Source organism: Mesorhizobium amorphae CCNWGS0123 (assembly GCF_001686985.1).
Taxonomy (GTDB): domain Bacteria; phylum Pseudomonadota; class Alphaproteobacteria; order Rhizobiales; family Rhizobiaceae; genus Mesorhizobium; species Mesorhizobium amorphae.
In genome coordinates this window covers 1182794-1207768 of record NZ_CP015318.1, presented here as the reverse complement: position 1 = coordinate 1207768, position 24975 = coordinate 1182794, and the positions used below count along the sequence as shown (strand labels likewise).

Here is a 24975-nt window from a genome sequence, read left to right as displayed (position 1 = left end):
GCCTGCGTTCAAGGCAACCCTGTCGAGTGGGCCAGCACGCCATCATTTGCCGGCCAGAAGATCCTTGATCAACCGCTGGCAGCGTTCGGCCATGAAGTCGAGCAGCAGCCGCACCTTCGGATCCTGCAGCTTCTTGTGCGGATAGACGGCGGCGAACTGCACCGGCGTCGGCGGCGTGCTGGCCAGGATCACCTTCAGCCGCTGATCGCGAATGAACGGTTCGACCTCGAAGCGCGGCTTGTTGATGATGCCGCGTCCCGACAGCGCCCAGCCGGTCAGCACGTCGCCATCATCGGTGTCATAGGGGCCGTGCACCTCGAATTTCTGCGGGCCGCCGGGCATCTGCAACGTCCAGACATATTCGCGCGCGCCGGAATAGCGCAGCATCAGGCAGTCGTGCTTCTTGCCGATCAGTTCGTGCGGCTCGGCCGGCTCGCCGCGCGCCTCCAGATATTTCGGCGCCGCCACCAGCACGCGCTCGCATTCCATGATGCCGCGCATGCGGAGGCTGGAATCCTCGATGATGCCGAGACGGAAGGCGACGTCGATGCCTTCCTTCATGATGTCGACATTGTGGTCGGAGAGGCGGAGCCTGACTTCAATATCGGGGTATTTGTCGTGGAAATCAGGAATGCCCGACGCTACCAGCCGCCGTCCGAGGCCAAGCGGTGCCGTCACCCTGATCGTGCCGCGCGGCTGGCCTGACAATGCCGATACCGCGGCCTCCGCCTCGGTGATCGCTTCCAGAACCTGCTTGGCGCCCGTATAGAATACCGTGCCGTGCTCGGTCGGCATCAACTGTCGGGTCGTGCGGTTGAAAAGGCGGACGCCGAGGTGCTTCTCCAGTTCCTTGATGCGGTTGGAGGCGACCGCCGGCGAAATGCGCATGTCGCGGCCCGCCGCCGACAGATTGCCGAGTTCGACGACGCGGACGAAAACGGCGATGTTGTCGAGATAGGCCATGCGGGTTCGTGGCTCTCAAGCGGCTGGTATAGCCAACCTAGTATTTTCCATTTTTTTTTGAAAGTCATCGCGCACCTCGCCTCTTTTCGTTTGCGCCCGACACCGTAAAGTCAGTTGATCGGCAGGGACGACTTCAATGATGGATTTCGCGATTTTCTGGGACTGGCTGAGTTTCGCCGTGCGCTGGCTGCATGTCATCACCGGCATCGCCTGGATCGGCTCGTCCTTCTATTTCGTCGCGCTCGATCTTGGCCTGCGCCAGCGTCCCGGGCTGCCCGCCGGCGCCTTCGGCGAGGAATGGCAGGTGCATGGCGGCGGCTTCTACCACATCCAGAAGTATCTGGTGGCGCCGGCCGAAATGCCGGAGCACCTGACCTGGTTCAAATGGGAGTCCTACGCCACCTGGCTGTCGGGCTTCGCCATGCTGTGCGTGGTCTACTATGCCGGCGCCGATCTGTTCCTGATCGATCCCAATGTGCTGCCGATGTCGGTGCCAGTCGGCATCCTGCTGTCGCTGGCGACCATCGGCGTCGGCTGGGTGGTCTATGATCTGCTCTGTCGCTCGCCGCTCGGCAAAAGCGACACCGGCCTGATGCTGGTTCTCTATGGCGTGCTGGTGTTCATCGCCTGGGGGCTGACGCATCTGTTCACGGGCCGCGCGGCTTTCCTGCATCTTGGCGCCATCACCGCAACGATCATGTCGGCCAATGTCTTCATGGTCATCATCCCAAATCAGAAGATCGTCGTCGCCGACCTGATCGCCGGCAGGAAGCCCGACCCGAAATACGGCAAGATCGCCAAGCAGCGCTCGCTGCACAACAATTACCTGACGCTGCCCGTCCTGTTCCTGATGCTGTCGAACCACTATCCGCTGGCGTTTGCTACCGAGTTCAACTGGGTGATCGCTTCCCTGGTGTTCATCATCGGCGTGCTGATCCGGCACTATTTCAACAGCGTCCATGCGCGCAAGGGCAACCCGACCTGGACCTGGCTCGGCGCCGCCGTGCTGTTCGTCATCATCATCTGGCTGTCGACAGCACCCAAGGTGCTGACCGGCGAGCCCAAGGCCTCCGCCGCGGCGGAAGTCTACATCGCCTCGGCGCATTTCCCCGCCGTGCGCGATACCGTGCTTGGCCGCTGCTCGATGTGCCATACGCAGGAGCCTGTCTATGAGGGCATCTACCACGCGCCGAAGGGAGTGATGCTAGATACCGATGCGGCCATCGCCGAGCACGCCCGCGAGATCTACCTGCAGGCCGGCCGCAGCCATGCCATGCCGCCTGCAAACGTCACCCAGATCAGCGACAAGGAACGGGCACTGCTGGTCGCCTGGTTCGAAGGCGCAGGGAAATAGGCATGACCTCCACACTTCTGCGCGGCCGCACGCTGTCCTTCCTGCGCTGGCCTGAAAGCATCGACGACCATGCCGCCTGGCGCTACGAGGAGGATGGCGGCCTGCTGATCCGCGATGGCCGGATCGTGGCGGCCGGCGCCTATGCGCAAGTGGAGAAACAGGCCGGCGAAGGCGTCGCAAAAATCGACCATCGGCCGCATCTGCTGTTGCCGGGTTTCATCGACGCGCATGTGCATTTCCCGCAAATGCAGGTCATCGCCTCCTATGGCGCCGAGCTGCTCGACTGGCTGAACAAATACACCTTTCCGGAAGAGACGAAGTTTCAGAACGCCCAGCACGGTCGCCGCATCGCCAGGCTGTTTCTGGACGAGATGGTACGGCACGGTACGACGACAGTCGCCGCCTATTGCTCGGTGCACAAGGCTTCGGCCGAAGCCTTCTTCGCCGAGTCGCATGACCGCAACATGCTCAACATCGCCGGCAAGGTGATGATGGACCGCAACGCGCCGGATGGTGTGCTCGACACGCCGCAATCCGGCTATGACGACAGCAAGGCGCTGATCAGGGATTGGCACGGCAAGGGGCGCCAGCACTATGCCATCACGCCGCGCTTCGCCATCACCTCGTCACCCGAGCAGCTGGAGATGGCCGGCGCACTCTGCCGCGAACACCCCGATTTGCACATGCAGACGCACCTGTCCGAAAACCACGCCGAAATCGCCTTCACCCAGGAGCTTTACCCCTGGTCGCGCGATTACACCGACGTCTACGAGCACTACGGGCTGCTGGGGAAAAAGAGCCTGTTCGGCCATTGCATCCATCTGTCGGAACGCGAGGCGGATGCACTTTCGAACAATGGGTCGGTGGCGGTGTTCTGCCCGACCTCGAACCTGTTCCTCGGCTCCGGCCTGTTCAACTACCAGCGCTACCGCACGCGTGACAAAGCCCTGCGCATCGCGGCCGCCACCGATGTCGGCGGCGGCACCAACTATTCGATGCTGCGCACCATGGATGAGGGCTACAAGGTGATCGCGCTGAACGGCGAGAAGCTCAACCCGTTCCAGTCTTTCTGGCAACTGACACGCGGCAATGCCGAGGCGCTGTCGGTGGCGGACAAGGTCGGCACGCTGGATACTGGTACCGACGCCGACATCGTCGTGCTCGACGCCCGCGCCACGCCGGCGATGCGGCTGAGGATGGAAACGGTGGGGTCGCTGGCCGAGGAGCTGTTCCTGCTGCAGACGCTGGGAGACGACCGCACTGTCCGCGAGGTCTATGTGGCGGGGCGGCCGGCCAAGCGCGACATGGCGGCCTGACCTGGTGCGTTCCCCGCTTGACCCGGCGGCAGCCATCGGTCAAAGCGTGCGGCGACATTGACAGGGGAACGACATGGCCGTTGCCGACGACATCGCTCTGATCAAGAAACAGGAAGCCGCGCTCGTCTTCCCTTCCTTTGATGAGGCCGTCGCCTTCGAGATCGGCGCGGCGATCCGCGATCGGGCGCTGGCCGAGACCATGCCCATCATCGTCGACATCAGGACTTTCGACCGGCCGCTCTTCTACGCTGCGATGCCTGGCTCGAACGCCTCCAATCCGGACTGGGCGCGGCGCAAGATCAATGTGGTAAAGCGGTTCCTGAAAAGCACCTATCGCATGGTGCTGGAACAGCAGCGCCCGGACCGCACCTTCAAGGTCGGCGAAGGGCTCGACATATCAGACTACGTGCTGGCCGGCGGCGGCTTTCCGGTGACGGTCAAGGGCGCCGGTGTCATCGGCGTGATCGCCGTCTCGGGCCTGCCGGAGCGCGAAGACCACGGCGTCGTGGTCGATGCGATCTGCAAATATCTGCGCGTCGACGCAGCCGAACTGGCATTGCCGCCGGAAGCAAAATGACTGAATTCGATCCGAAGACCTTCCTCACCTCGATCTTCACCGCCGCCGTCGCCGCTGCTGACCCGGAACGGACGATCCGGGATCATTTGCCGGCGAAACCCAAGGGCCGCACCATCGTCATCGGCGCCGGGAAGGGCTCGGCGCAGATGGCGGCGGCCTTCGAAAAGGTGTGGGACGGGCCGATCGAAGGGCTCGTCGTCACGCGCTACGGCTATGGCGCCAAATGCGAGCGCATCGAGATCATCGAAGCGGCGCATCCGGTGCCCGATGCGGCCGGGCTCGAGGCCTCGCGGCGACTGCTTGAGAAGGTGCAAAGGCTGACGGCGGACGATCTGGTCGTCGCGTTGATTTCAGGCGGCGGTTCGGCGCTGTTGCCTTCGCCTGCAGGCGGCTTGACACTGGCGGACGAGATCGCCGTCAACGAGGCGCTGCTTGCCTCCGGCGCGCCGATCGCGGCGATGAACACCATCCGCAAGCATCTCTCGACCATCAAGGGCGGCCGGCTGGCCGCAGCGGCCCATCCGGCCAAGGTGGTGTCGCTGGTCGTGTCCGACATTCCCGGCGACAATCCGGCGCTGGTCGCCTCCGGGCCCACCGTTCCCGACACAGGCAGCCGCGAGGACGCCCTGGCCTCGATCGCCGCCTATGGCATGACGCTGCCGGCTTCGGTCATGGCGCATATCAATTCACCCGCAGCCGACGCGCCGCGTCCGGACGATCCGCGCTTTGCCGGTAATGAGGTGCACCTGATCGGCTCGGCCGGCGTATCACTGGAAGCGGCAGCCTCCGAGGCCAGGCGGCAAGGCATAGAGGCCGTCATCCTTTCCGATTCGATCGAGGGCGAGGCGCGTGAGGTCGGCGGCGTCCATGCCGCAGTCGCGCGCGAGGTGGCGACTCGCAGTCGGCCTTTCCAAAAGCCGGTGCTGATCCTGTCGGGCGGCGAAACCACGGTGACGCTCCGTGCCAAAGGCAAGGGCGGCCGCAACTCGGAATTCCTGCTCGCCTTCGCCATCGGCATCAGCGGCATGGAGGGCGTCCATGCGCTGGCCGCCGACACCGACGGCATCGATGGTTCGGAGGACAATGCCGGCGCCTTTGCCGATGGCTCGACGGTCTCGCGCATGCGCACGGCGGGCATCGACGCCAAGGCGATGCTGGCCGGCAACAATGCCTGGACGGCCTTCAATGCGGTCGGCGATCTGTTCGTGCCCGGCCCTACGGGCACGAATGTGAATGATCTGCGGGCGATCCTGATCCGCTGAGGCCGCAAGGCAGGCTCGTTAGCCGGCCTCGCTGCTCACACCTCGTGCAGGTAGAGGTGATAATCCAGCTCGCTGACGGTGCGGGCGACACGCAGATATTCCGATTGCTTGATCGCCACGAAGGTCCGGTGCAGATCCTCGCCGAGCGCGCCTTTCAGGAACGTCGAAGCCCGCGCGGCCTCGATCGCGGCGCGCCAGTCGACCGGCATCGTCGTTCGCGTGACGGCCGATTCATAGCCGTTGCCGGTGGTTTCCGGACCGGGGTCGAGACCGTCGTCCAGTCCTTTGACGATACCCGCCAACACCGTTGCCGCCACCAGATAAGGGTTGGCGTCGACGCCCGACGGCCGGTGCTCGATGCGACGGTTCTTGGCATCGCCCGCCGGCACGCGCAGCGCCACCGAACGGTTGTTGACGCCCCAGGTCGGGGCCACCGGCGCATAGGATTGCGAGACAAAGCGCCGCCAGGAATTGGCGTGCGGCGCAAACACCAGCATCGATTCCGCCATGGTCTGGATCAGGCCGCCGAGACCGCGCAGCAGCGGCAGCGACCACGTCTCTCCGGCGGCTTCGGCAAAGACGTTCCTCCCGGCATCGTCCAGCAGCGAGACATGGAAATGCATGCCCGAGCCGGCATATTTCTCGATCGGCTTGGCCATGAAGCAGGCGGTGACGCCGTGGCGGCGCGCCTGCGCCCGCACCAGCCGTTTCAGCATGACGAGATCGTCGGCCGCCCGCATCACGTCCTTGCGGTAGTTCAGCGTCAGCTCGTACTGGCCCGGCGCATATTCGGAAATGACCGTTTCGGCCGGAATGCCTTGCGCCTTGGCCGCGGCATAGATGTCGGAAAACAGCGGTTCCATGCCGTGCAAATGGTCGACGGAATAGACCTCGGTCTTGCCCGAGATGCGGCCGTCGAGCACGGCGCGTGCCGCCTGCACCTTGCCTTCGGCGTCACGCTCATTGGCAAGCAGAAAAAATTCGAGTTCGAAGGCGCCGGCCGGATGCAGGCCTTTGGCCGCCAATGTATCCACTTGCCTGGCCAGCGCGAGCCGCGGGTCGGACGACATCGGCTGGCCGTCGAGGTGATACATCGCCATCAGCACCTGCCCGCGCGGCGGACTTGTGCCGTAGAGCGGCACCAGCGTGCCGGGGATCGGCCATGCCCTGAGGTCGCCGTCTCCGGTCGTCCAGATCAGCCCGGTCTCGTGCACGTCCTCGCCGGTGATGTCGAGGCCGAGGATCGAGATCGGCATGTGCCGGCCGCCCTCGAAGATGCTCATCAATTCGTGCCGGCGTACGATCTTGCCGCGGCCGACGCCGTTGGCGTCGGTCAAGACGATATCGAAGGCTTCAATCTCGGGATGGGCGTCAAGGAAAGCTCTCGCTTCGCTGGGCGTCGAGCCCGAAGGTGAGGTCGCTACGGCGGTTGAGGTAGGCATGCGCGCTTGTCTCATGCCGCAAGCCTTGCCGCAACCGCGCCAAAGGCGGTGATCAGCCGGTTGACCTGGGTCGCGGTGGTTGCCGGCGAGATCAGCATCATGTTGTGGAAAGGCGCTATCAGCACGCCCTGGTTGACCAGCGCGACATGGATCGCGGCCTCGAGGTCCGGCGCGTGCGCTGCCTCGGCCTCGCCGCCATTCCTCAAGGGACCGGGCGCGCAGATGAACTCGACGCGGGCGCCGACACGGGCAGCATGCCAGGGCAGGCGATAGCGGTCGATGACCCCGGTCAGCCCGGCGTGTAACCGCAGCGCCAAACGGCCCATATGGAGATAGTTCTCGTCGGTCATCACCTCTTCCAGCGTCGCGCGCATCGCAGCGAACTGCAGCGGGTTGCCCGACAGCGTCGTGCCCATGCCGGAATAACCCGGCTCCTTGGTCAGGTTATAGGCGGCATAGCGCGTGGCGACATCGTCGCTCATGCCCCAGACGCTCGCCGGCACGCCGCCGGCGATCGGCTTGCCGAGCACGAACAGATCCGGCTCCAGCCCGTATGTCCTGGTGTAGCCGCCAGGTCCGGTCGAGATGGTGTGGGTTTCGTCGATCAAGAGCAGCGTGCCGGCGGCGCGGGTCAGTTTGCGCAGCGCGTCGTGAAAGCCGGGGTCGGGCAGCACCATGCAGGAGTTGGTCAGCACCGGTTCGGTGATAACGCAGGCAATATCCTTGCCGCGCAACGCGGCTTCCAGCGCCGGCAAATCATTGAACTCGACAACCCCGGTTTTGTGGGTGAGGTCGCGGAATTCGCCAGCCAGCCCCGGCCGGTTGACCGGCCTGCCGTCGACCAGCCGCACCATCGTCTCATCGACCGAGCCGTGATAGCAGCCGTTGAAGACCAGGATCTTTTCTCTTGAGGTGACGGCGCGGGCGACGCGCAGCGCAAAACGGTTGGCGTCGGTCGCCGTCGTCGCGATCTGCCAGAACGGCAGGCCGAAATGTTGCTGCAACAGCGGGCCGATGGCGAGCGCATCCTCGCTGGGCAGCATGTAGGTCAGGCCGCGGCCGGCCTGGCGGCGGATGGCACGCGCCACCGGCGGCGGCGAATGGCCGAACATCGAGCCGGTATCGCCGAGGCAGAAATCGTCGAGCCTGTTGCCGTCGATATCGGTGATGGTGGCGCCCTTGGCGCTGTCGACCAGGATGGGGAACGGCGTCGGCCAGTCGTTCATCCAATGCATCGGCACGCCGCCGAAGAAGCCGGGCAGTCCGTTGCCGATTTTTGCGGCCGATTTCGGCCGCGCCTTGCGAAAAGCCTCCGCCTCCGTCTCGCGCAGCCTGGCAATGCGGTCGCGACCGATGCCGCCGATCGAAGTCCTTGAATGGTCGATTGAATGCATGAGGCCCCTCTCGCCGGCCACTGTAGACAATCACAGTCTCAACCCGCAATTGGCCGCCTGGCTGCGCTGCATTGGCTCAGCGCCACTCGGCTGGCGCTTGACCTGGAGGCAAAATCCGGCGCCAATACTGGCGGGCTTGTGGTTTGGGGGAGAAAAATGCGGGCGATCATCTGTACTGCGACGTTGCTTCTGTCGGCTGGCGCAGCCTTTGCGAGCGGCGGCGTCTGGTGCTCCGCTGAAGATGCCGCGGCAATATTCCAGGTCGAAGCCGGCGTTACCAGGGGTATGGGCGGGCCGACTTTCAACTTTCGCGGCGATCTCGAAATTCTCGGCCGGCCTGCCGGTGACAGCCTGCGCAAGACCGTGTTCGAGGATTCCAACCTGACGCAGTACTGGCTCGACGGCAAGGAATTGCGGCTGAACATCTATCGCGAGCACGAGGCCGCGGAACGCCTCAACTCGGTCGAACTGACGATCATGACCAAGACCAGTGACGAAGGCGTCTATGACGGGGGCTACACGCTCTCCATCTATGACGCCGCGGCGGATACGGACCAGGACGGCAAGCCGGTTGAAGTCACCGGCAAAGTATCGTGCGGGGCCGAGTAGGCGCGTTCAAGCCGTGATGTCGATGACGCCGCAGTCACCGGCGGCACTGCCGAAGGCGACGCGGCGTTCCTCCTTGTCCCACATCATCGAGGTGATGGCGCCCTTGCCCGGGCGGCGCAGAAGCACCTCCTTGGCGTCGGCAAAGCGCACCGCCATCACCATGCCGTCGTCATAGCCGACGGCGACGACATCCTGGCTCGGATGGCAGGCGACAGTGGTCACCATGGCATTGCCGCGCGTGCCGAGCTCCAGCGGCGCCTTGCCCATTGGCCCGTCCTTGCCCGAAAACGGCCAGACGATCGCCGCCGGCGCGCCGGAACTCGCCAGCCATTTGCCCTTGGCGCTCCACGACAGGCTTTTGACCTTGCCGGGATAGCCGCTCATGCGCATGTGCTTGCCGTCGGCCAGCTTCCAGCCATGCAGTGCGTTTTCCTGCATGGTGGTGACGAGGAAGGCGCCATCCGGCGAAAAGGTGACACCGGTGTGGGCGCCGGCCCATTCGAGCTCGACCGGCTTGCCCTCGGCGGCCGGGAAATGCAGCGTCGCGCCATTGTAGCGGGCAACGCCGAAGCGCATGCCCTTGGGCGAGAAGGCCAGCCCCTCGACCGAGCGCGGATGCGCGAATTCTTTTGTCTTGCCGTCGGCGAAGCGCACATAGGCGGTCTTGCCGGAGGCGAAGGCGATGGCCCCCTGCGGCCCGGCGGCAACGCTGGTGATCCATTTCTTGCCGGCGCTCGCCAGCTCCGCAGCATTGCCGCCGGCGCCAATGGCAAACACCTTGCCGTCCTCGCCGCCGGTGATCAGCCGGTCGTTGGCCACATCATGAAAGGCGGCGAGCAGCCCGTCATTGGCCTGCACGGTCTTGTGGCCATGGTCGAGCCGGTGGACGACGCCATCGGCCAGCGCGAAATGCGGCACGTCGCCGAGGAAGACGGCGGCGACGCAATGGCCTTCGAGATCAAGCGGGGCGACTGTGGGCATGGCTTCCTGGGTGAACGAGATTTTTGGATTTATCTTGGCGGCTTACTCGACGTTTCCCACATCGGCAACCATAGGGATCGGCAACGGTCCCTCAAGGGCAGAGTGGGAGGGCATCAAAGCAGCCCCTTTGCCCGCAGCTCCGTCGCGAAAGTCGCAAGCGGCATCACCAGCGTCAGAGATTGGCCTTGAAGAGACTCGGCACCGTAGCTGGCGTACCATCTGGCGGCCCGCTCACTCTTGGCGTCAATGATGAGCAGTACGCCGCCACCTTCGCCAGCGAGGCGCAAGCAGCGGAGCGCAGCGGCGGCAAGCAACTGACCGCCCAGCCCTTGCCCTGCTACGCTGCGATCGGTCGCGAGACGGGCGAGCTTGAAACCGGAAACCTCGTGCCGCGCCAATCCCTTCGTCATGGCCACGGGCACGTTTTCATAAGCTACTGCAGACGGCGCGATTGTATAAAAGCCGAGAATCCGCTCGGTAGTCGCGTCGTCGATCGCACAGAAGGTCTTGGCGGCATTTTGTTCATGGCTTTGTCGCGCGAACCGCCGCAGAAAATCGTTCATCTGCGCATCACCGCAGTCGAACGAGGCCCGATCGTGCTGTTTCGCAATCGGCTGCTCGTGCCAGGACGGAAGTGTCACAGTGTATCCGGCAGGGCCGCGATCGCCGCTCGCAGTTTTGCATTGGGTTTCGGCGGATTCTCCAGCAGGTCGAGTATACGTGTGAAATTACGGTCGGATACTTTTGTGACCTCTGCGGCTTCGATCACAGCCTGTGCCTCAGGAACGACCTTGTTGAGGATGAAGTCGGCAACGTCCTGATGCGAGAGTGCAGCGGCGCGCGCGATCATCGCCTTCTGCGCGGGCGCAATGCGAATTTGATAACGTTCAGTCTTGTGGTCGGCGGGCCGCGGCATAAGGGTGTCTCCTCAGTTTCATGTACACATGATATGTGTACATGAAACAACAATCAACCCTATGGGATCAACAATTCGGCGTTTAGGCCGCCTGGCAGGCTTCAAAGCTCTTCTTCAGCCGTTCGGCATCGAGTTCACGGCCGATGAAGACCAGTCGGCTCTCGTGCTTTTCGCCGTCCTTCCAGGCGCGCTGGTGGTCGCCTTCGATGATCATGTGGACACCCTGGATGACGTAGCGCTCATCATCACCCTTGAGCGCGATGATGCCCTTCAGCCTGAGAATGTTGGGGCCTTCCATCTGGGTGATCTTCTCGATCCAGGGGAAGAATTTCTTCGGATCCATCTCGCCGCCGCGCAGCGACACCGACTGCACCGTCACGTCGTGGATGTCGGAAGGATGGTCGTGGTGGTGATGGTCGTGCCCGTCATGATCATGGTGGTGGTGATCGTGGTCATGATCGTGATGGTCGTGATCGTGGCCGTCATGCGCCTCGAGGAAATGCGGATCGTTCTCCAGCGCCCGTGAAAGATCGAAAGCGCCGCGGTCGAGCACCTCGGCCAGCGCCACGCCGGCGCGCGTCGTGCGGTGGATCCTGGCCGCCGGGTTGATGGCGCGGATAGTCGCCTCGACCTTGGCGAGTTCGTCTGGCGTGACGAGATCGGTCTTGTTGAGCACGACGACGTCGGCAAAGGCGATCTGGTCCTCGGCTTCCTTGGAATCCTTCAGCCTGAGCGGCAGGTGCTTGGCGTCGACGAGCGCCACTACCGCGTCGAGCCTGGTCTTGGAGCGCACGTCGTCGTCCATGAAGAAGGTCTGCGCCACCGGCACCGGGTCGGCCAGGCCCGTGGTCTCGACGACGATGGCGTCGAAACGGCCGGGCCGGCGCATCAGGCCCTCGACGACACGGATCAGGTCGCCGCGCACCGTGCAGCAGACGCAGCCATTGTTCATCTCGTAGATTTCCTCGTCGGACTCCACGATCAAATCATTGTCGATGCCGATTTCGCCGAATTCGTTGACGATGACGGCATAGCGCTTGCCGTGGCTTTCCGAGAGGATGCGGTTGAGCAGCGTCGTCTTGCCTGCGCCGAGATAGCCTGTCAGGACGGTTACTGGGATCTGCGTCTGTGCATCGCTCATGTGTAGGCCTCGAAAAGGAGATTGTCGGCTCCATATAGGATGTGCGCTTTGCTTTTGCACGTAGCAAACCGCTGGGCCATACTGGCCGCTGCGAGAGGAGCCAGATGTCCGACAAGCCGCCTACCATGCCGTTGAACAGGCGTCAGGCGCTGAGCCTCATCGCCGTCACCGCCGGCGGCGGCGCTTTCCTGCCGGCCGCCGCGACGGCGCAGACTTCACCCTATGCCGGGCTTGCCCTGTTCGACGCCGGTGCCGGCGTCTGCACCATCACGCCGGAGGTGACGGAAGGGCCGTTCTATTTCGACCCGAAGCTTGAACGCGCCGACGTCACCGAAGGCAAGAAGGGCGTCGGTCTCGATGTGCGGCTGCAGGTGGTCGATACCGCCTGTCGCCCGCTTGCCGGTGCCCGCGTCGATATCTGGCATTGCGACGCGCAAGGCGCCTATTCCGGCTATCCCGGACAGGCCGACGGCCAGGATGTCGATACCTCCGGCCAGACATTCCTACGCGGCTGGCAGAAGACGGACGAAAGCGGCATCGTCTCCTTCGCCACCATCTATCCCGGCTGGTATCGCGGCCGCACCACCCACATCCACTTCAAGGTCTTCCCCAACGAACGATCGGTGATGACCGGCCAATTGTTTTTCCCCGACGGCCTGAGCGATCAGATCTTTGCGACCGTCTCGCCCTACAACGACCGTCCCGGCAAACGTGACACCTCGAATGCGCGGGACGGCATAGCGCGACGGGCCGGACCCTTGTCGCAGGCCGCCCTGCGCGAGGCGGCGGATGCCTATCAGGCCCTGCTGGTCGTCGCTGTGAAGGCCGGCTGAGCTCCGTTTTGGGGCCCCGCCCATGGCACCGGGAAAAGTCCTCCGGCCCAAAAAGTCGTTTGTCATCTAACTGAAATAAACATCTGGCATTCACCACGGCGGACGTCGCAATGCTTGCCGGCAAAGCTGTTTTCGCAAGCCGGATTCTTTTTGATCGTCGATTGCCAACCGGCAGGCAGGTTCTATGCTGCCGGCACCGGTTCGGCCGAAGAGGGATGACCATGGCCAAGGCGGACAAAACTGCAACAATGAGCCGGCTGCATTCGGCGGCGCGGCTGGCGCGTACGGCACTTGCCGCGCGGCTTCTGGCGCACGGTTTCTATGCCGGACAGGACCAGATCATGCTGTCGCTCGACCGCGAGGACGGCCAGACACCGGGCAACCTCGCCGGTCGCCTCGGCGTGCGCCCGCCGACCATTACCAAGACCATCAACCGGCTGCAGGCACAGGGCTTTCTCGAAAAGCGCGCTTCGGTGAACGATGCCCGTCAGGCGCACATCTTCCTCACCGACACCGGCCGCGAGATCATCCACGCCATCGAGAAATCGGTGAAGAAGACCGAGAAGCAGGCGCTGAAGGGCCTCGACAAGAAAGACCAGAAGGCGCTGTTCAAATTGCTCGCCCGCATTGAAGCTAATCTCTCGAACGAGGAATTGGTGCTGATCGACGACGACACCGATCTCGACGATTAAAGCGCGACGCGTCAGCGTCGTCGCGAAAAGCGACGCGCTAAACGATGCCCCTTAAAGCGCGACGCGCAGCGTCGTCGCCTTTCCGCTAAGCCGCTGCCGCCACCGATGGCCCGCGCACCAGCGCCGACCAGCGTCCAGGCGTCAGGCCGAACGCCTTCTTGAAATGCCGGTGGAAGTGGCTCTGGTCACTGAAGCCGGCGGCAATGGCGATCTCGGCGAGCGCCTCTCCCGCCTCGATCATGCGCCGTGCCCGCTGCAGCCGGCGCATCAAAAGGAAACGGTGTGGGCTCGTGGAATAGGTCGCGCGGAAATGGCGCGAAAGCGCATAGCGGTCGAGGCCGGTGACGGCTTCCAGTTCATCGGACCGCACCGCCCGCTCGACATTCTCTTCCAGATAGTCGCGCGCCAGTGCTGCGGCGCGCCACGCCGTCTTTTCCATCGGCTTTGCCGGCTGCCCGGCATGGCGCCCCAGATTCTGCGCCAGCTGCGCAATGAAATCGGCGACAAACAGCTCGTCCAGTTCCTCATCGAGCGGCGCCAGTGCGGAAAGCAGTGTGCCACGTAAAGCCGGATCGCTCACCACGGCATCCTCGACGAAAGGCAACGGCGCGCCGCCCAGGCAGTCGAGCAGCAGCGACGGCTCCAGATAGAGAATCCGGTAGTGCAAGCCTTCGTCGGTGCCGGCGCCGCCGTCGTGCAATTCGTCGGGATGCAGAACGATGATCTGGCCAGGCAAGCTATGATGCGCCGCGCCGCGATAGCGGAAGCTCTGTACGCCGTGCAGCGTCACCCCGATCGCGTAGGTATCGTGGCGGTGGAGATCGAAGGCATTGCCATGGAAGCGCGCCTCGATGCGCTCGATGCCAGCCGTGCCCGGCGCCGAGACGATGCCGTCCTCGGCCGCATCCCAGCACAAACGTTCAAGACCCTGACGGGCCTCCCGGCCTAGATCGTGCGTCATCGCTTCAACAACACTCTGGAACCGGCGACTGTCTCATGTTCGATACGAAATTTGCAATCGTGCTCAGGCAAGATCTTCCCGTCTGGCAGAAGCTCAACGTCACCGCCTTCCTGACCAGCGGCATCGTCTCGCAGTTCGCCGATATCATCGGCGAGCCCTATCGCGACCGGGCCGGCAACATTTACAACCCGCTGTCGATCCAGCCGGTCATCGTGCTTTCGGCCGACAGCGCGACACTTGGCGCGATCCACCGGCGCGCGCTGGAGCGGGGCGTGACGACGTCGCTCTATGTCGAGGAGATGTTCTCGACGGGTTTTGACGCCGCCAACCGCGCCGTCTTCGCCGAATTCGCGCCCGAGGATGCCAAGGTCGTCGGCATCGCGCTGCGCGCCGAGAAGAAACTGGTCGACAAGATCACCAAGGGCGCCCGCATGCACGCCTGAACGCCTGGGTATTGTTGCACTGGCTTCTTTTGGTCCGGCCACAGCCGACAATTGGCTTGTCGGCCGGCGACGATTGCCGCAAAGGTTGGTGTCTGCCCACCTTCCTTCGGCCTGAAATTGAGCGTTCCCAGAAAACCAGACGAAAGCGCAACGCCGCCGGCGGCGATGCTGCTGATGCTTTCCACCTATGTCTGCTTCACCTTTCTCGACACCAGCAGCAAATACCTCGTGCTGGCCGGCATCTCGGCGCTGATCGTCGCCTGGGCCCGCTTCGTCGTCCATGTTCTGCTGGTCGGCGTCTTTCTGCGCGGCTGGAGCGAGCCATCGCGCTTTCGCGCCAACAATTTACCGGCACACATATTGCGCGGCGCCTTCCTGTTCGGATCGACCATGTGCAACATCATGGCGCTGCGCACCTTGCAGCTGGCCGAGACCACTTCGATCTACTTCTTCGGCCCGATGGTGATCACCGCACTTGCCGGTCCGCTGCTCGGCGAATGGGCGGGCTGGCGGCGCTGGATGGCGATCCTGTCCGGCTTTGTCGGTGTGCTGGTCATCACCCGGCCGGGTGTCGGCGTTTTCGGCATAGGCCATCTGTTTGCGCTCGGCTCGATGCTGTCGAACTCCTTCTATGTCATCATGACGCGCCGCATGTCGGCGACGGAGACGTCCGAAAGCCTCATCCTGTTCTCGGCGCTGGCGCCGGCGGTGCTGCTCCTGCCCACACTGCCGTTCTCGCTGTCGCTGCCGCAGGACGCCTGGCACTGGTCCGTCCTCTTGATGCTCGGCGTGTTCGGCGCGACCGGCCATTGGCTGCTGGTCCAGGCCTATCGTCTGGCGACGACCACGGCACTCGCCCCCTACCCCTATTCGCAGATGGTGTGGATGATCCTGTCCGGCTGGATCATCTTCCACCAGTTTCCCGACCGCTGGACGCTGGTGGGCGCGGCCATCATCGTCGCCAGCGGTCTCTACATCATCCATCGCGAACACCGGCTTCGCCTGCGCAATCACGCGGCGCTGGACGCGGAGACGGAAACGCTGGCAAAAAAACTTTGATTTGCTGCCGATCGATGGCATAAGAGCCGCCTTTAAACAGTTTAAATCGCTTTCGGGGAGCGCAAGGCGCTGGCACAGAAGATCAAGCTTTCGACGATCGCGGATGCCCTTGGCGTGTCCACGGCCACGGTATCGCTTGCGCTGCGCGACAGCCCGCTGGTCGCCGGCAGCACCCGCGACCGCATCAAGGAACATGCCCGCGCCATCGGCTATATCTACAATCGCCGCGCCGCCAGCCTGCGCACCTCGCGCTCGGGCATCGTCGGTGTCGTCGTGCACGACATCATGAACCCCTTCTTCGCCGAGATCCTGCGCTCGATCGAAAGCGAGCTCGACCGCAGCCGGCAGACCTTCATCCTGTCCAACCACTACGACCAGCTCGAAAAGCAGCGCACCTTCATCGACACGCTGCTGCAGCTCGGCGCCGACGGCGTCATCATGTCGCCGGCCATCGGCACACCGGCCGAAGATATCATCATGGCCGAGGAAAACGGCCTGCCGGCGGTGCTGATTGCGCGCACGGTGGCCGGGGCCGACGTGCCGGTCTTCCGCGGCGACGATTCCTATGGCACCGGCCTTGCCACCAACCACCTGATCTCGCTCGGCCACAAGCGCATCGCCATGATCGGCGGCACCGACCAGACCTCGACCGGCCGCGACCGCTACCAGGGCTATGTCAACGCCATGGAGGCGGCCGGACTGGAGGTCAGGCCGTCCTGGCGCATCGCCGGCCCGCGCACCAAGCAGGCCGGCTTCGAGGCCGCCGGACAGTTTTTGGCGCTGAAAGACAAGCCGACCGCCGCCTGCTGCTGGAATGATCTCGTCGCCATCGGGCTGATGAACGGCATCGCGCGCGCTGGCCTTGTGCCGGGCGTCGACATCTCCGTCACCGGCTATGACGATCTCGAAGAGGCTGCGATCGCAACGCCGGCATTGACCACGGTCTGGAACGGCCAGCGCGAGGTCGGCCGTCGCGCCGCGAGCGCCTTGCTGGACAAGCTGAACGGACAGACGGTGCGGCCGTCGCAGGAACTGATCAAGCCGGAACTGCATGTGCGTCAGTCGACCGGCAAGCCGGTGGAGCGTGCATGACAAAGCCTGAACTTAGAGAGCCGGTCGCCATTCTGGTGCCCGACCATTTCAACGAGCACGCCAGCTGCCGCATCGACCAGATATTCCAGCGGGTGACGATCGAACAGGCCGACCCGGCTCTTGTCACCGAGGAGATGCGGCGCACGGTGCGCGGCATCGCTTCGTTCGGCGGGATAAATGCCGCCTTGATGAACGCCCTGCCCAATCTCGAGATCATCGCCAATTTCGGCGTCGGCTACGATTCGGTCGACGCCAGCCACGCCGCGCAAAGCGGCATCATGGTCACCAACACGCCCGACGTGCTGACCGAGGAGGTCGCCGACACGGCGATCGGCCTTTTGATCAACACCGTGCGCGAAATGTATGCCGCCGAGAAATGGCTGCGTGACGGCAGCTGGGTGAAGAGCGGCGCCTATCGCCTGAGCCGGCTTACCTTGCGCGGCCGCAGCGTCGGCATCTTCGGCATGGGCCGCATCGGGCTGGCCATTGCCCGGCGGCTGGAAGCCTTCGGCCTGCCGGTCGCCTATCACAACCGCCGCCAGGTCGAGGGCCTGGCCTATCAATACCATCCGACGCTGAAGGGGCTTGCCGAAGCGGTCGACACGCTGATCTCGGTGGCACCGGGCGGCGCTTCGACGGAGAAGGCCGTCAATGCCGAGGTCCTGTCGGCGCTCGGCGCCAACGGCATCTTCGTCAACATCGGCCGCGGCAGCACGGTCGACGAGGCTGCCCTTGCCGCGGCGCTTGCCAGCGGCACCATCGCCGCCGCCGGGCTCGATGTCTTTGCCGACGAACCAAATGTACCGCAGGCACTGCTGGCCGCCCCCAACACCTCGCTGCTGCCGCATGTCGGCTCGGCTTCGGAGCATACGCGCCGCGCCATGGCGGACCTCTGCGTCGACAATCTGGTGTCCTGGTTCGCCGAGCGTCGACCGCTGACCCCGGTGCCGGAGACGGTGCAGGTCAGGCCGCGCAGCTGAACGGCAGGCCGCCACACTTATTAACGTCGGCTTAACGCTTTGAAATCATTCTGCATACTTCGTTATGCAAGATTCTTGAAGCGCGTTGCCCCCACGCACTTCGAATGCGCGGAGAAAAAGGGTGAAGGTGCTTCCTGCATTGATTGGGGTTGCCGCGCTGGCCGGCGGCGTTCAGCTTTTTCACGGCGGCAGTGGCGCAAGCGTCGCCAGGGAAACCCCACCCGCGAGCACCTACCAGCTGACGGCCAATGGCGATGAAGCCGCCTGCACTGTCCATCGCGGCGCTGAAGTCTCGGAAGGTCTGTCGCTGCTGACGATCGCCTCGATCTGCCGCCGGCTTTTGCCCGGCATCGAGCGCGCGAAATTCTGGCGCGAGCAGGAGGACGGGACGGTTGCCTTCAGCGCCAACGGCGTCGATCCGATCGTCACCTTCGCCGTTGCCGATGGCGACGGCTATGAATCCTACGCGCCGGCTTTGCCGCTGCTGTCGCTGGCGGTAGCCGACAACCGAGATTATTCGGCTGCCGGCAACTGATAATCGGGATTATTCAGCCGCGGCGCGCGCGCCCGACTTTGCCGCCGCGTGCAAGCGCACGGCATCGCCGAAGGCACGGAATATCTTTGCCGAGGTATCGTCCGACTTGACCCAGTATTCGGGGTGCCATTGCACGCCGACGGCGAAGGCGCGTGAGTCTCGCACGGAGACCGCCTCGACCGTGCCGTCGTCGGCGACCGCTTCGATCTGCAGCTTCGAACCGAGCTGATCGACCGCCTGGCGATGCACGGAGTTGACCATGATCTCGCCGGCGCCGAACACGCCTGCCAGGCAGCTGCCGGGCTTGATCGTTACTTTCTGGTGGATGGCGAAGCGCTCGTCCTGATTGTCGCTCACCGGCGCGCGGTGGTCGAACGTGCCCTCGCGCTCCTGGATCTCGGTGCCCAGCGTGCCACCCAGAGCCACATTCATTTCCTGGATGCCGCGGCAGATTGCGAGCAGCGGCACGCCGCGCTCCACCGCCCGGCGGATCAGCGGCAGCGTCGTGGCGTCGCGCGCCGGATCGTAAGGACCGTTCTTTTCGCTGGCGTCGCCGCCATAGAGCGAGGGATGCACGTTGGACTTCGAACCGGTGACCATGACGCCGTCGACCGACGACAAGAGTTCATCGAAATCGAGCCGCTCGCCGAAGGACGGCACCAGCACCGGGAAGACGCCGGCGCCCGAAATCGCCGCCTCCAGATATTGCTGCGGGGCGGCATGCCAGGTGTAGTTGTCGAATTGGCGGACGTCGGTCGAGATGGCGACGAGCGGCTGCTGCATTTTGGTTCCGGTATCCATTGGGAGCTAAGGAATTATTCTGCCTACAAAATAGGCGATCCGAAGGCGCTTTTCCATGACAAGTTTCATCGCGTCGTATGGGCCACGGAATCGCGTTGGGGATCTGGCATTAGACTATAGTTGCAGGCCGTGCACCGACGCTGCGAATTCCGCGAAAGCGCCGCCGCCAAATCCGGCTGCCGCGCTGGACTCGACCTTTTGCCTGTGTATTGTTTCGCCCCAGGCCGAGCCGGGATATCGAGGATGTTCCCGAAAATCGGTCTGTTGATCCAAAAGGGAGGAACTGCATGGATCGTCGTTCATTCATCCGCAAGGCCGGCACGACCGGCGTGGGGGCCGCGGCGGCGGCTGCGACGCTTGCCGCGCCCGCTATCGCCCAATCCAATCCGAAAGTGACGTGGCGGCTGGCGTCGTCCTTCCCGAAGTCCCTCGACACGATCTATGGCGGCGCCGAGGTCTTCTCCAAGATGCTGTCGGAAGCAACCGACGGCAACTTCCAGGTCCAGGTTTTCGCCGCCGGCGAGCTCGTCCCCGGTCTGCAGGCCGCCGACGCCACCACCGCCGGTACCGTCGAGGCCTGCCACACGGTGGCATATTACTACTGGGGCAAGGACCCGACCTGGGCGCTGGGCGCGGCGGTGCCGTTCTCGCTCAACGCGCGCGGTATCAATGCCTGGCACTATCATGGCGGCGGCATCGACCTGTTCAACGAGTTCCTCGCCACGCAAGGGCTGTTCGGCCTGCCGGGCGGCAACACCGGCGTGCAGATGGGCGGCTGGTTCCGCAAGGAGATCAACACGGTCGCCGACCTCTCCGGCCTGAAGATGCGCATCGGCGGCTTTGCCGGCAAGGTGGTCGCCAAGCTTGGCGTCGTGCCACAGCAGATCGCCGGCGGTGACATCTATCCGGCGCTGGAAAAGGGCACCATCGACGCCGCCGAATGGGTTGGCCCATATGACGACGAGAAGCTCGGCTTCTACAAGGTCGCGCCCTACTACTACTATCCCGGCTGGTGGGAAGGCGGACCGACGGTCCATCTGATGTTCAACAAGGCGAAATACGAAGAGCTTTCGCCGGCCTACAAGTCGCTGGTGCACACTGCCGCGCAAGCCGCAGACGCCGACATGCTGCAGAAATACGACTCTCTCAATCCGGCGGCGGTGAAGCGTCTGGTGGCCGGCGGCGCCAAGCTGAAGCCGTTCAGCCAGGAGATCATGGCCGCCTGCTTCGAAAAGGCAAACGAGGTCTATGCCGAAATGGAAGCCTCGAACGCGCCGTTCAAGAAGATCTGGGATTCGATCAAGGCGTTCCGCAAGGAGCACTATCTCTGGGCCCAGGTGGCGGAATACAATTACGATACTTTCATGATGGTCCAGCAGCGCAACGGCAAGCTGTAGGCGCCCCACAGCTGTTCATCGAGAGAAGCCCCGGGCGGACAGGCCCGGGGCTTTTTGTCAGGCGTCGAAGGCGCTGACTTCGACCAGGATTCCGCCCGGCGCATGGCAATAGAAGGTGCTCGACCTGGCGCCGCCACGCGTCAACTCCTGCACATCGCCCGGCTCGCGGCCGGCACTGGCAAGCTCGGCATGCTTTGCATGCACGATTTCCAGTTTGCCAACGAGGAAGCCGATATGAAAGCCGCCGGGATAGGTGGCGGCCTCGCCCTTGCCCGGCTTCATCAGGTTGAGGGCGAAGCCGTCGCTCCCGCGCAGCACGGCGAAGGCATCCTTGCCGCGAATGTCGAGAAGCTCGAAACCGAAATGGCTGGCGAAGAAATCGCACAGGCCGGCGACGTCCGTCGTTACGAGATTTGCATGGTTCAGTTTCATGGTCTGTATCCTGTCACGGGTTGAGATGCGGACAGGCTTGGTCGCAAACCGCAAACCGGCGGGACCGTGATGTCAGGAGATCCGGACATGACCCAACCGGCTCGCGGGCTTTCGCCTCGCTTGCCGGCCGCGGGTCCTCTCGCACAAGGCGATGGACGGGCCTCCGCTTGAGAAACGGAAGAGACCGGACTACCGAACCGGTCATGTCTTTTTCGGCGCGGTTTGAATAACCGATCGATTGACCGGCGGCAAGCAGCCTGGCCACCAAGCGCAGGCGACTCAGCCCTGGCCTGGCACCACCAGAACCTTGACCTCGCCGGGGGCAGGCGGATTGGCGATCACCGCCGGCGCCTCTTCGAGAGTAACCTGCCTGGAGATCAGCCTGTCGATCTCGATCGCGCCCGAAGCGATGAGCTGGGCCGCGCGGCCGTGGGTGTAGGGATTGAGGAAGGAGCCCAGTACCTTCAGCTCGCGAAACAACAGGTCGAAGGGCTCGAACGCCACCTTCATGCCTTGCGGCACCACGCCGACGATGATGACCGTGCCGCCGGCCCTCGCCAACCGCATCGATTGCTCGACGGTGTCGCGCACGCCGGCGCATTCGAACACCACGTCGACGCCGCCGGGCACCAGTCCGGACGGTCCGGCAACGGCATCGATGACATCGGCAGCACCTGGGTCGACCGTTGCCGTCGCCCCGATATCCTCGGCAAGGGAGCGCCGCGAGGCCTGGCGCGTCGACAGGATGATGGTGGTTGCTCCGGCGAGCTTCGCCAGTTGCACGGTGAGCAGACCGATCACGCCGCCGCCGAGCACGGCGACCGAAGCGCCAGGCTTGATTGCGGCCAGATCGACGCCGTGCAGGCAGCAGGCGAGCGGCTCGCAGAAGGCACCATGCGTCGGCTTGAGGTCAGCGGGCAGAAGAAACGCCTGCTTTTGCGGCAGCACGACATAGTCGGCAAAGCCGCCGTCGCGGTGGATGCCTATGGCATTGAGATTGCTGCAGAGATTGACCCGGCCGGCGTGACAATGCTTGCAGCGGCCACAGGCGATGTTGGGATCGCCGGTGACCCGGTCGCCGACGGAAAAGCCCAATACGGCAGCCCCGACCGCTTCGACGATGCCGGAAAATTCATGCCCGGGCGTCACGGGTGGTTTGCAGGGGAACTCGCCGTGGAACAGATGCCGGTCGGTGCCACAGACGCCGCAGGCCTCTATGCGCACCAGCAAGTCGTCCGGCCCCGCTGACGGCTTGCCGACCTCGCGCAGCGCGATGCTGCCCACCGCCTCTAGGCGGACCGCTTTCATGGCTGTCGGGTCTCCAGCATCAGTTGAAATTCGGTGGCTGCGAGAGGTCAGTTGCCGGCGGCGCCGGCTTGGCGGGCGGAGCGTCGCCGAAGTTCGGTGGTTGCGACAGGTCGTTGGCAGGTGCCGCCGGTGCGGCGCCGCCATTGGCCGGGGCGCCGCCATCCGCTGGCGGCGTGCCGAGCGGTGACAGACCTGGCATGTCCGGCAACTGGATGTCGATCGTGCCGGGATCGACCGCCGCGCCCTTGTAGTGCATCACCATTTGCGGGAAGGCGATGGTCAGACCGATCATGATCACCTGGATGCAGACGAAGGGTACCGCGCCCCAGTAGATCTGGCCGGTGGTGACCGGCGCGATCTGCTTGCCGGTGAGGCGGTCGAGATAGGGCACGCGCGCGGCGACCGAGCGCAGGTAGAACAGCGCGAAGCCGAAGGGCGGGTGCATGAAGCTTGTCTGCATGTTGACGCCCAAAAGCACGCCGAACCAGATCAGGTCGATGCCGAGCTTGTCGGCGGCCGGCGCCAGCAGCGGTACGATGATGAAGGCGAGCTCGAAGAAATCGAGGAAGAAGGCGAGCAGGAAGACCAGGATGTTGACGCCGATGAGGAAACCGATCTCGCCGCCCGGCAGCGACGTCAGCAGATGCTCGACCCAGATGTGGCCGTTGACGCCGTAGAAGGTCAGCGAGAACACGCGCGCGCCGATCAGGATGAACAGCACGAAGGACGACAGCCTGGTCGTCGAGGCCAGTGCCTGCTTGATTACGTCGAGCGACAGCCGCCCCTTCATCGCCGCCATCAATAGCGCGCCGACGGCGCCCATGGCGCCGCCTTCGGTCGGAGTGGCGATACCGAGGAAGATGGTGCCCAGCACCAGGAAGATCAGCGCCAGCGGCGGGATCAGCACGATGATCACCTGCTGCGCCAGCCTGGACATCATGTTGAAGTTCAGCCGCTGGTCGGCGATCGCCACGACGTATATCAGGACCACGCCGACGGTGGCGCCGAGGATGTCGGCATTGTCGCCCTGTGTTGGGGCGAAGTAGCGATACGCCGCGTAGGAAACCGCAACCGTTGCCAGCAGCGCAGCCAGCAGCGACAGCACGCCATGGCCGAGCGTACGTGCCTCCAGCGGCAGCGCCGGCATCGACTGCGGCCGGACGATCGACATGATCAGGATGTAGAGCATGTAGATGCCGGTCAGCACGAGGCCGGGGATCAGCGCGCCGGCATACATGTCGCCGACGGAGCGGCCGAGCTGGTCGGCCAGCACGATCAGCACCAGCGACGGCGGGATGATCTGGGCGAGTGTGCCAGAAGCAGCGATGACGCCGGATGCCAGGCGCCGGTCATAGCCGTAGCGCAGCATGATCGGCAGCGAGATAAGACCCATGGCGATGACGGACGCCGCCACCACGCCCGTCGTGGCTGCCAGCAGCGCACCGACAAAGATCACCGCATAGGCCAGGCCGCCGCGGATCGGTCCGAACAGCTGGCCGATCGTGTCGAGCAGATCCTCGGCCATGCCGGATCGTTCGAGCACGATGCCCATGAAGGTGAAGAAGGGGATCGCCAGCAGCGTGTCGTTGGACATCACCCGGCTGCCGTAGAAATTGTCGGGCAGTGCGTGCAGCAGCGGCCAGGCAAGGTTGATCGACCCGCCCGAATAGGGCGACAGCACGACGCCGATGAAGAAGAACATCAGGCCGTTGGCGGCGAGCGAGAAAGCGACGGGATAGCCGATCAAAAGGAAAATGATCAGCGAGGCGAACATGATCGGCGCCATGTTCTGGGCGATGAACTCGATCATGAGCGCACCTCCTGAGCAAGCGCCTTGGCTTCTTCGGCGAGTGCCTTGGCCTCGAGTTCAGCCTGCTCATGCGCCGATATGAACGGATTGGGATCGTCCATGTCGCCGCGCATGATCGCGATCTTCTTGATGATCTCGGAGATGCCCTGCAGCGCCAGCAGGAAAAAGCCGACCAGCAGGATGGCCTTTGCCGGCCAGATGATCAGGCCGCCGGAATTGTTCGACATTTCGCCGCTGCGGAACGACAGCGACACGTAAGGCACGAAATAGATCACCATCAACGTCACGAATGGCATCAGGAAGAAGAGGTGGCCGAGCAGGTCGATCCAGTGCTGCACGCGGCGCGAGAACATGCCGTAAACGATGTCGATGCGGATATGGTCGTTCTGCTTCAGCGTATAGGCGGCTGCCAGCATGAAGGCGGCGCCGAACAGGTACCACTGCAGTTCCAGCCAGGCGTTCGACGATATGTCGAAGACCTTGCGGATGACGGCGTTGCCGGCGCTGACCAGGATTGCCAGCAGGATCAGCCACGATACCCATTTGCCGATGAACTCGTTCACACGGTCGATCGTTCTGGATAGAGCGAGAAGCCCTGCCATGCATTCCTCCCTTGATGTCGGAGGCGCGCCGGCTCCCCTTATTTTCCGCCGCGCCGCTGTGGCCTAACGGTATGC

At 63.9% G+C, this 24975-nt stretch carries 26 protein-coding genes; 13 read left to right on the top strand and 13 right to left on the bottom strand.

The window, feature by feature from the left end:
- Nucleotides 1–42 precede the first annotated feature (42 nt).
- On the bottom strand, nucleotides 43–963 hold the full coding sequence (locus A6B35_RS05850; RefSeq protein WP_006202368.1) for a LysR family transcriptional regulator: 921 nt from the start codon (nucleotides 961–963) through the stop codon (nucleotides 43–45).
- 136 nt (nucleotides 964–1099) lie between these two features.
- Here A6B35_RS05850 and A6B35_RS05845 point away from each other — a divergent pair, with 136 nt between their 5' ends.
- The 4 genes from A6B35_RS05845 to A6B35_RS05830 all read left to right on the top strand — a co-directional run bounded on the left by A6B35_RS05845 (nucleotide 1100) and on the right by A6B35_RS05830 (nucleotide 5472).
- Nucleotides 1100–2317: a urate hydroxylase PuuD gene (locus tag A6B35_RS05845; protein WP_006202369.1), complete on the top strand. Its 1218-nt coding sequence runs from the start codon at nucleotides 1100–1102 to the stop codon at nucleotides 2315–2317.
- A 2-nt stretch (nucleotides 2318–2319) separates the two neighbouring features.
- Complete coding sequence (gene guaD / locus A6B35_RS05840) at nucleotides 2320–3633, top strand: guanine deaminase (RefSeq protein ID WP_006202370.1); 1314 nt, start codon at nucleotides 2320–2322, stop codon at nucleotides 3631–3633.
- 73 nt (nucleotides 3634–3706) lie between these two features.
- A complete protein-coding gene (locus A6B35_RS05835) occupies nucleotides 3707–4210 on the top strand; it encodes a heme-degrading domain-containing protein (protein ID WP_006202371.1) in 504 nt (167 codons plus the stop codon).
- The gene (locus tag A6B35_RS05830; RefSeq protein WP_006202372.1) at nucleotides 4207–5472 is read left to right on the top strand and encodes a glycerate kinase type-2 family protein; all 1266 of its coding nucleotides are present in this window, start codon (nucleotides 4207–4209) and stop codon (nucleotides 5470–5472) included. The genes A6B35_RS05835 and A6B35_RS05830 overlap by 4 nt, the downstream gene beginning before the upstream one ends.
- Before the next feature lie 35 nt (nucleotides 5473–5507).
- On the opposite strand, the gene A6B35_RS05825 is transcribed toward A6B35_RS05830, so the two are convergent.
- Together A6B35_RS05825 and A6B35_RS05820 are read right to left on the bottom strand one after the other, a co-directional pair.
- Nucleotides 5508–6929 (bottom strand): glutamine synthetase family protein, encoded by a 1422-nt coding sequence (locus A6B35_RS05825; RefSeq protein WP_050900736.1) that lies wholly within the window; start codon nucleotides 6927–6929, stop codon nucleotides 5508–5510.
- Nucleotides 6926–8308 (bottom strand): aspartate aminotransferase family protein, encoded by a 1383-nt coding sequence (locus A6B35_RS05820; protein WP_006202374.1) that lies wholly within the window; start codon nucleotides 8306–8308, stop codon nucleotides 6926–6928. Before A6B35_RS05820 ends, A6B35_RS05825 begins: the two co-directional genes overlap by 4 nt.
- 156 nt (nucleotides 8309–8464) lie before the next feature.
- On the opposite strand from A6B35_RS05820, the gene A6B35_RS05815 reads away from it, so the two are divergent.
- Nucleotides 8465–8917, top strand: a complete 453-nt coding sequence (locus tag A6B35_RS05815; protein ID WP_006202375.1) for a hypothetical protein — start codon at nucleotides 8465–8467, stop codon at nucleotides 8915–8917.
- A 6-nt stretch (nucleotides 8918–8923) separates the two neighbouring features.
- Here the strand turns inward: A6B35_RS05815 and A6B35_RS05810 are convergent, their stop codons facing one another.
- From A6B35_RS05810 to A6B35_RS05795, 4 genes are all read right to left on the bottom strand, one after another.
- Nucleotides 8924–9898 (bottom strand): WD40 repeat domain-containing protein, encoded by a 975-nt coding sequence (locus A6B35_RS05810; protein WP_006202376.1) that lies wholly within the window; start codon nucleotides 9896–9898, stop codon nucleotides 8924–8926.
- A gap of 113 nt (nucleotides 9899–10011) precedes the next feature.
- Nucleotides 10012–10539, bottom strand: a complete 528-nt coding sequence (locus A6B35_RS05805) for a hypothetical protein (RefSeq protein ID WP_006202377.1) — start codon at nucleotides 10537–10539, stop codon at nucleotides 10012–10014.
- Nucleotides 10536–10814 carry a type II toxin-antitoxin system TacA family antitoxin gene (locus A6B35_RS05800; protein ID WP_006202378.1) on the bottom strand — a complete coding sequence of 93 codons (279 nt, stop codon included), beginning with the start codon at nucleotides 10812–10814 and terminating at the stop codon, nucleotides 10536–10538. The genes A6B35_RS05805 and A6B35_RS05800 overlap by 4 nt, the downstream gene beginning before the upstream one ends.
- A gap of 82 nt (nucleotides 10815–10896) precedes the next feature.
- Nucleotides 10897–11955 (bottom strand): CobW family GTP-binding protein, encoded by a 1059-nt coding sequence (locus A6B35_RS05795; protein WP_006202379.1) that lies wholly within the window; start codon nucleotides 11953–11955, stop codon nucleotides 10897–10899.
- 104 nt (nucleotides 11956–12059) lie between these two features.
- On the opposite strand from A6B35_RS05795, the gene A6B35_RS05790 reads away from it, so the two are divergent.
- Both A6B35_RS05790 and A6B35_RS05785 read left to right on the top strand, forming a co-directional pair.
- Complete coding sequence (locus tag A6B35_RS05790; protein ID WP_006202380.1) at nucleotides 12060–12788, top strand: intradiol ring-cleavage dioxygenase; 729 nt, start codon at nucleotides 12060–12062, stop codon at nucleotides 12786–12788.
- Nucleotides 12789–13009: 221 nt separating this feature from the next.
- Nucleotides 13010–13480, top strand: a complete 471-nt coding sequence (locus A6B35_RS05785) for a MarR family winged helix-turn-helix transcriptional regulator (protein ID WP_040582816.1) — start codon at nucleotides 13010–13012, stop codon at nucleotides 13478–13480.
- 85 nt (nucleotides 13481–13565) lie between these two features.
- Here the strand turns inward: A6B35_RS05785 and A6B35_RS05780 are convergent, their stop codons facing one another.
- Nucleotides 13566–14441, bottom strand: a complete 876-nt coding sequence (locus A6B35_RS05780) for an AraC family transcriptional regulator (RefSeq protein WP_040582804.1) — start codon at nucleotides 14439–14441, stop codon at nucleotides 13566–13568.
- A gap of 35 nt (nucleotides 14442–14476) precedes the next feature.
- On the opposite strand from A6B35_RS05780, the gene A6B35_RS05775 reads away from it, so the two are divergent.
- From A6B35_RS05775 to A6B35_RS05755, 5 genes are all read left to right on the top strand, one after another.
- Entirely contained in the window at nucleotides 14477–14884 is a 408-nt protein-coding gene (locus tag A6B35_RS05775; RefSeq protein ID WP_006202384.1) for a DUF2000 family protein, read from the top strand.
- Between the two features lie 174 nt (nucleotides 14885–15058).
- Nucleotides 15059–15943 carry a DMT family transporter gene (locus tag A6B35_RS05770; protein WP_040582818.1) on the top strand — a complete coding sequence of 295 codons (885 nt, stop codon included), beginning with the start codon at nucleotides 15059–15061 and terminating at the stop codon, nucleotides 15941–15943.
- Between the two features lie 69 nt (nucleotides 15944–16012).
- A complete protein-coding gene (locus tag A6B35_RS05765) occupies nucleotides 16013–17035 on the top strand; it encodes a LacI family DNA-binding transcriptional regulator (RefSeq protein WP_081482146.1) in 1023 nt (340 codons plus the stop codon).
- A complete protein-coding gene (locus tag A6B35_RS05760) occupies nucleotides 17032–18015 on the top strand; it encodes a 2-hydroxyacid dehydrogenase (protein ID WP_006202387.1) in 984 nt (327 codons plus the stop codon). Before A6B35_RS05765 ends, A6B35_RS05760 begins: the two co-directional genes overlap by 4 nt.
- A 121-nt stretch (nucleotides 18016–18136) precedes the next feature.
- Complete coding sequence (locus A6B35_RS05755; RefSeq protein WP_006202388.1) at nucleotides 18137–18550, top strand: hypothetical protein; 414 nt, start codon at nucleotides 18137–18139, stop codon at nucleotides 18548–18550.
- A 9-nt stretch (nucleotides 18551–18559) separates the two neighbouring features.
- Here A6B35_RS05755 and A6B35_RS05750 read toward each other — a convergent pair whose 3' ends face one another.
- Entirely contained in the window at nucleotides 18560–19333 is a 774-nt protein-coding gene (locus tag A6B35_RS05750) for a gamma-glutamyl-gamma-aminobutyrate hydrolase family protein (RefSeq protein ID WP_040582819.1), read from the bottom strand.
- A gap of 305 nt (nucleotides 19334–19638) precedes the next feature.
- On the opposite strand from A6B35_RS05750, the gene A6B35_RS05745 reads away from it, so the two are divergent.
- On the top strand, nucleotides 19639–20748 hold the full coding sequence (locus A6B35_RS05745; RefSeq protein WP_006202390.1) for a TRAP transporter substrate-binding protein: 1110 nt from the start codon (nucleotides 19639–19641) through the stop codon (nucleotides 20746–20748).
- A gap of 57 nt (nucleotides 20749–20805) precedes the next feature.
- On the opposite strand, the gene A6B35_RS05740 is transcribed toward A6B35_RS05745, so the two are convergent.
- The 4 genes from A6B35_RS05740 to A6B35_RS05725 form a co-directional block, all read right to left on the bottom strand.
- Nucleotides 20806–21180 carry a VOC family protein gene (locus A6B35_RS05740; RefSeq protein WP_006202391.1) on the bottom strand — a complete coding sequence of 125 codons (375 nt, stop codon included), beginning with the start codon at nucleotides 21178–21180 and terminating at the stop codon, nucleotides 20806–20808.
- 279 nt (nucleotides 21181–21459) lie between these two features.
- Nucleotides 21460–22488, bottom strand: a complete 1029-nt coding sequence (locus tag A6B35_RS05735) for a zinc-dependent alcohol dehydrogenase family protein (protein WP_006202392.1) — start codon at nucleotides 22486–22488, stop codon at nucleotides 21460–21462.
- Between the two features lie 19 nt (nucleotides 22489–22507).
- Nucleotides 22508–24298: a TRAP transporter large permease gene (locus A6B35_RS05730; RefSeq protein WP_006202393.1), complete on the bottom strand. Its 1791-nt coding sequence runs from the start codon at nucleotides 24296–24298 to the stop codon at nucleotides 22508–22510.
- Nucleotides 24295–24900 (bottom strand): TRAP transporter small permease subunit, encoded by a 606-nt coding sequence (locus tag A6B35_RS05725; RefSeq protein ID WP_006202394.1) that lies wholly within the window; start codon nucleotides 24898–24900, stop codon nucleotides 24295–24297. The genes A6B35_RS05730 and A6B35_RS05725 overlap by 4 nt, the downstream gene beginning before the upstream one ends.
- Nucleotides 24901–24975 lie beyond the last annotated feature (75 nt).

What these genes read in the sequence shown, in the direction of transcription:
- A6B35_RS05740 (WP_006202391.1), bottom strand. Translation starts at nt 21,180, where the DNA reads ATGAAACTGAACCATGCAAATCTCGTAACGACGGACGTCGCCGGCCTG.
- A6B35_RS05780 (WP_040582804.1), bottom strand. Translation starts at nt 14,441, where the DNA reads ATGACGCACGATCTAGGCCGGGAGGCCCGTCAGGGTCTTGAACGTTTG.
- A6B35_RS05725 (WP_006202394.1), bottom strand. Translation starts at nt 24,900, where the DNA reads ATGGCAGGGCTTCTCGCTCTATCCAGAACGATCGACCGTGTGAACGAG.
- A6B35_RS05760 (WP_006202387.1), top strand. Translation starts at nt 17,032, where the DNA reads ATGACAAAGCCTGAACTTAGAGAGCCGGTCGCCATTCTGGTGCCCGAC.
- A6B35_RS05800 (WP_006202378.1), bottom strand. Translation starts at nt 10,814, where the DNA reads ATGCCGCGGCCCGCCGACCACAAGACTGAACGTTATCAAATTCGCATT.
- A6B35_RS05815 (WP_006202375.1), top strand. Translation starts at nt 8,465, where the DNA reads ATGCGGGCGATCATCTGTACTGCGACGTTGCTTCTGTCGGCTGGCGCA.
- A6B35_RS05750 (WP_040582819.1), bottom strand. Translation starts at nt 19,333, where the DNA reads ATGCAGCAGCCGCTCGTCGCCATCTCGACCGACGTCCGCCAATTCGAC.
- A6B35_RS05730 (WP_006202393.1), bottom strand. Translation starts at nt 24,298, where the DNA reads ATGATCGAGTTCATCGCCCAGAACATGGCGCCGATCATGTTCGCCTCG.
- A6B35_RS05795 (WP_006202379.1), bottom strand. Translation starts at nt 11,955, where the DNA reads ATGAGCGATGCACAGACGCAGATCCCAGTAACCGTCCTGACAGGCTAT.
- A6B35_RS05785 (WP_040582816.1), top strand. Translation starts at nt 13,010, where the DNA reads ATGGCCAAGGCGGACAAAACTGCAACAATGAGCCGGCTGCATTCGGCG.
- A6B35_RS05835 (WP_006202371.1), top strand. Translation starts at nt 3,707, where the DNA reads ATGGCCGTTGCCGACGACATCGCTCTGATCAAGAAACAGGAAGCCGCG.
- A6B35_RS05810 (WP_006202376.1), bottom strand. Translation starts at nt 9,898, where the DNA reads ATGCCCACAGTCGCCCCGCTTGATCTCGAAGGCCATTGCGTCGCCGCC.
- A6B35_RS05820 (WP_006202374.1), bottom strand. Translation starts at nt 8,308, where the DNA reads ATGCATTCAATCGACCATTCAAGGACTTCGATCGGCGGCATCGGTCGC.
- A6B35_RS05775 (WP_006202384.1), top strand. Translation starts at nt 14,477, where the DNA reads ATGTTCGATACGAAATTTGCAATCGTGCTCAGGCAAGATCTTCCCGTC.
- A6B35_RS05790 (WP_006202380.1), top strand. Translation starts at nt 12,060, where the DNA reads ATGTCCGACAAGCCGCCTACCATGCCGTTGAACAGGCGTCAGGCGCTG.
- A6B35_RS05850 (WP_006202368.1), bottom strand. Translation starts at nt 963, where the DNA reads ATGGCCTATCTCGACAACATCGCCGTTTTCGTCCGCGTCGTCGAACTC.
- A6B35_RS05770 (WP_040582818.1), top strand. Translation starts at nt 15,059, where the DNA reads ATGCTTTCCACCTATGTCTGCTTCACCTTTCTCGACACCAGCAGCAAA.
- A6B35_RS05735 (WP_006202392.1), bottom strand. Translation starts at nt 22,488, where the DNA reads ATGAAAGCGGTCCGCCTAGAGGCGGTGGGCAGCATCGCGCTGCGCGAG.
- A6B35_RS05830 (WP_006202372.1), top strand. Translation starts at nt 4,207, where the DNA reads ATGACTGAATTCGATCCGAAGACCTTCCTCACCTCGATCTTCACCGCC.
- guaD (WP_006202370.1), top strand. Translation starts at nt 2,320, where the DNA reads ATGACCTCCACACTTCTGCGCGGCCGCACGCTGTCCTTCCTGCGCTGG.
- A6B35_RS05745 (WP_006202390.1), top strand. Translation starts at nt 19,639, where the DNA reads ATGGATCGTCGTTCATTCATCCGCAAGGCCGGCACGACCGGCGTGGGG.
- A6B35_RS05825 (WP_050900736.1), bottom strand. Translation starts at nt 6,929, where the DNA reads ATGAGACAAGCGCGCATGCCTACCTCAACCGCCGTAGCGACCTCACCT.
- A6B35_RS05845 (WP_006202369.1), top strand. Translation starts at nt 1,100, where the DNA reads ATGATGGATTTCGCGATTTTCTGGGACTGGCTGAGTTTCGCCGTGCGC.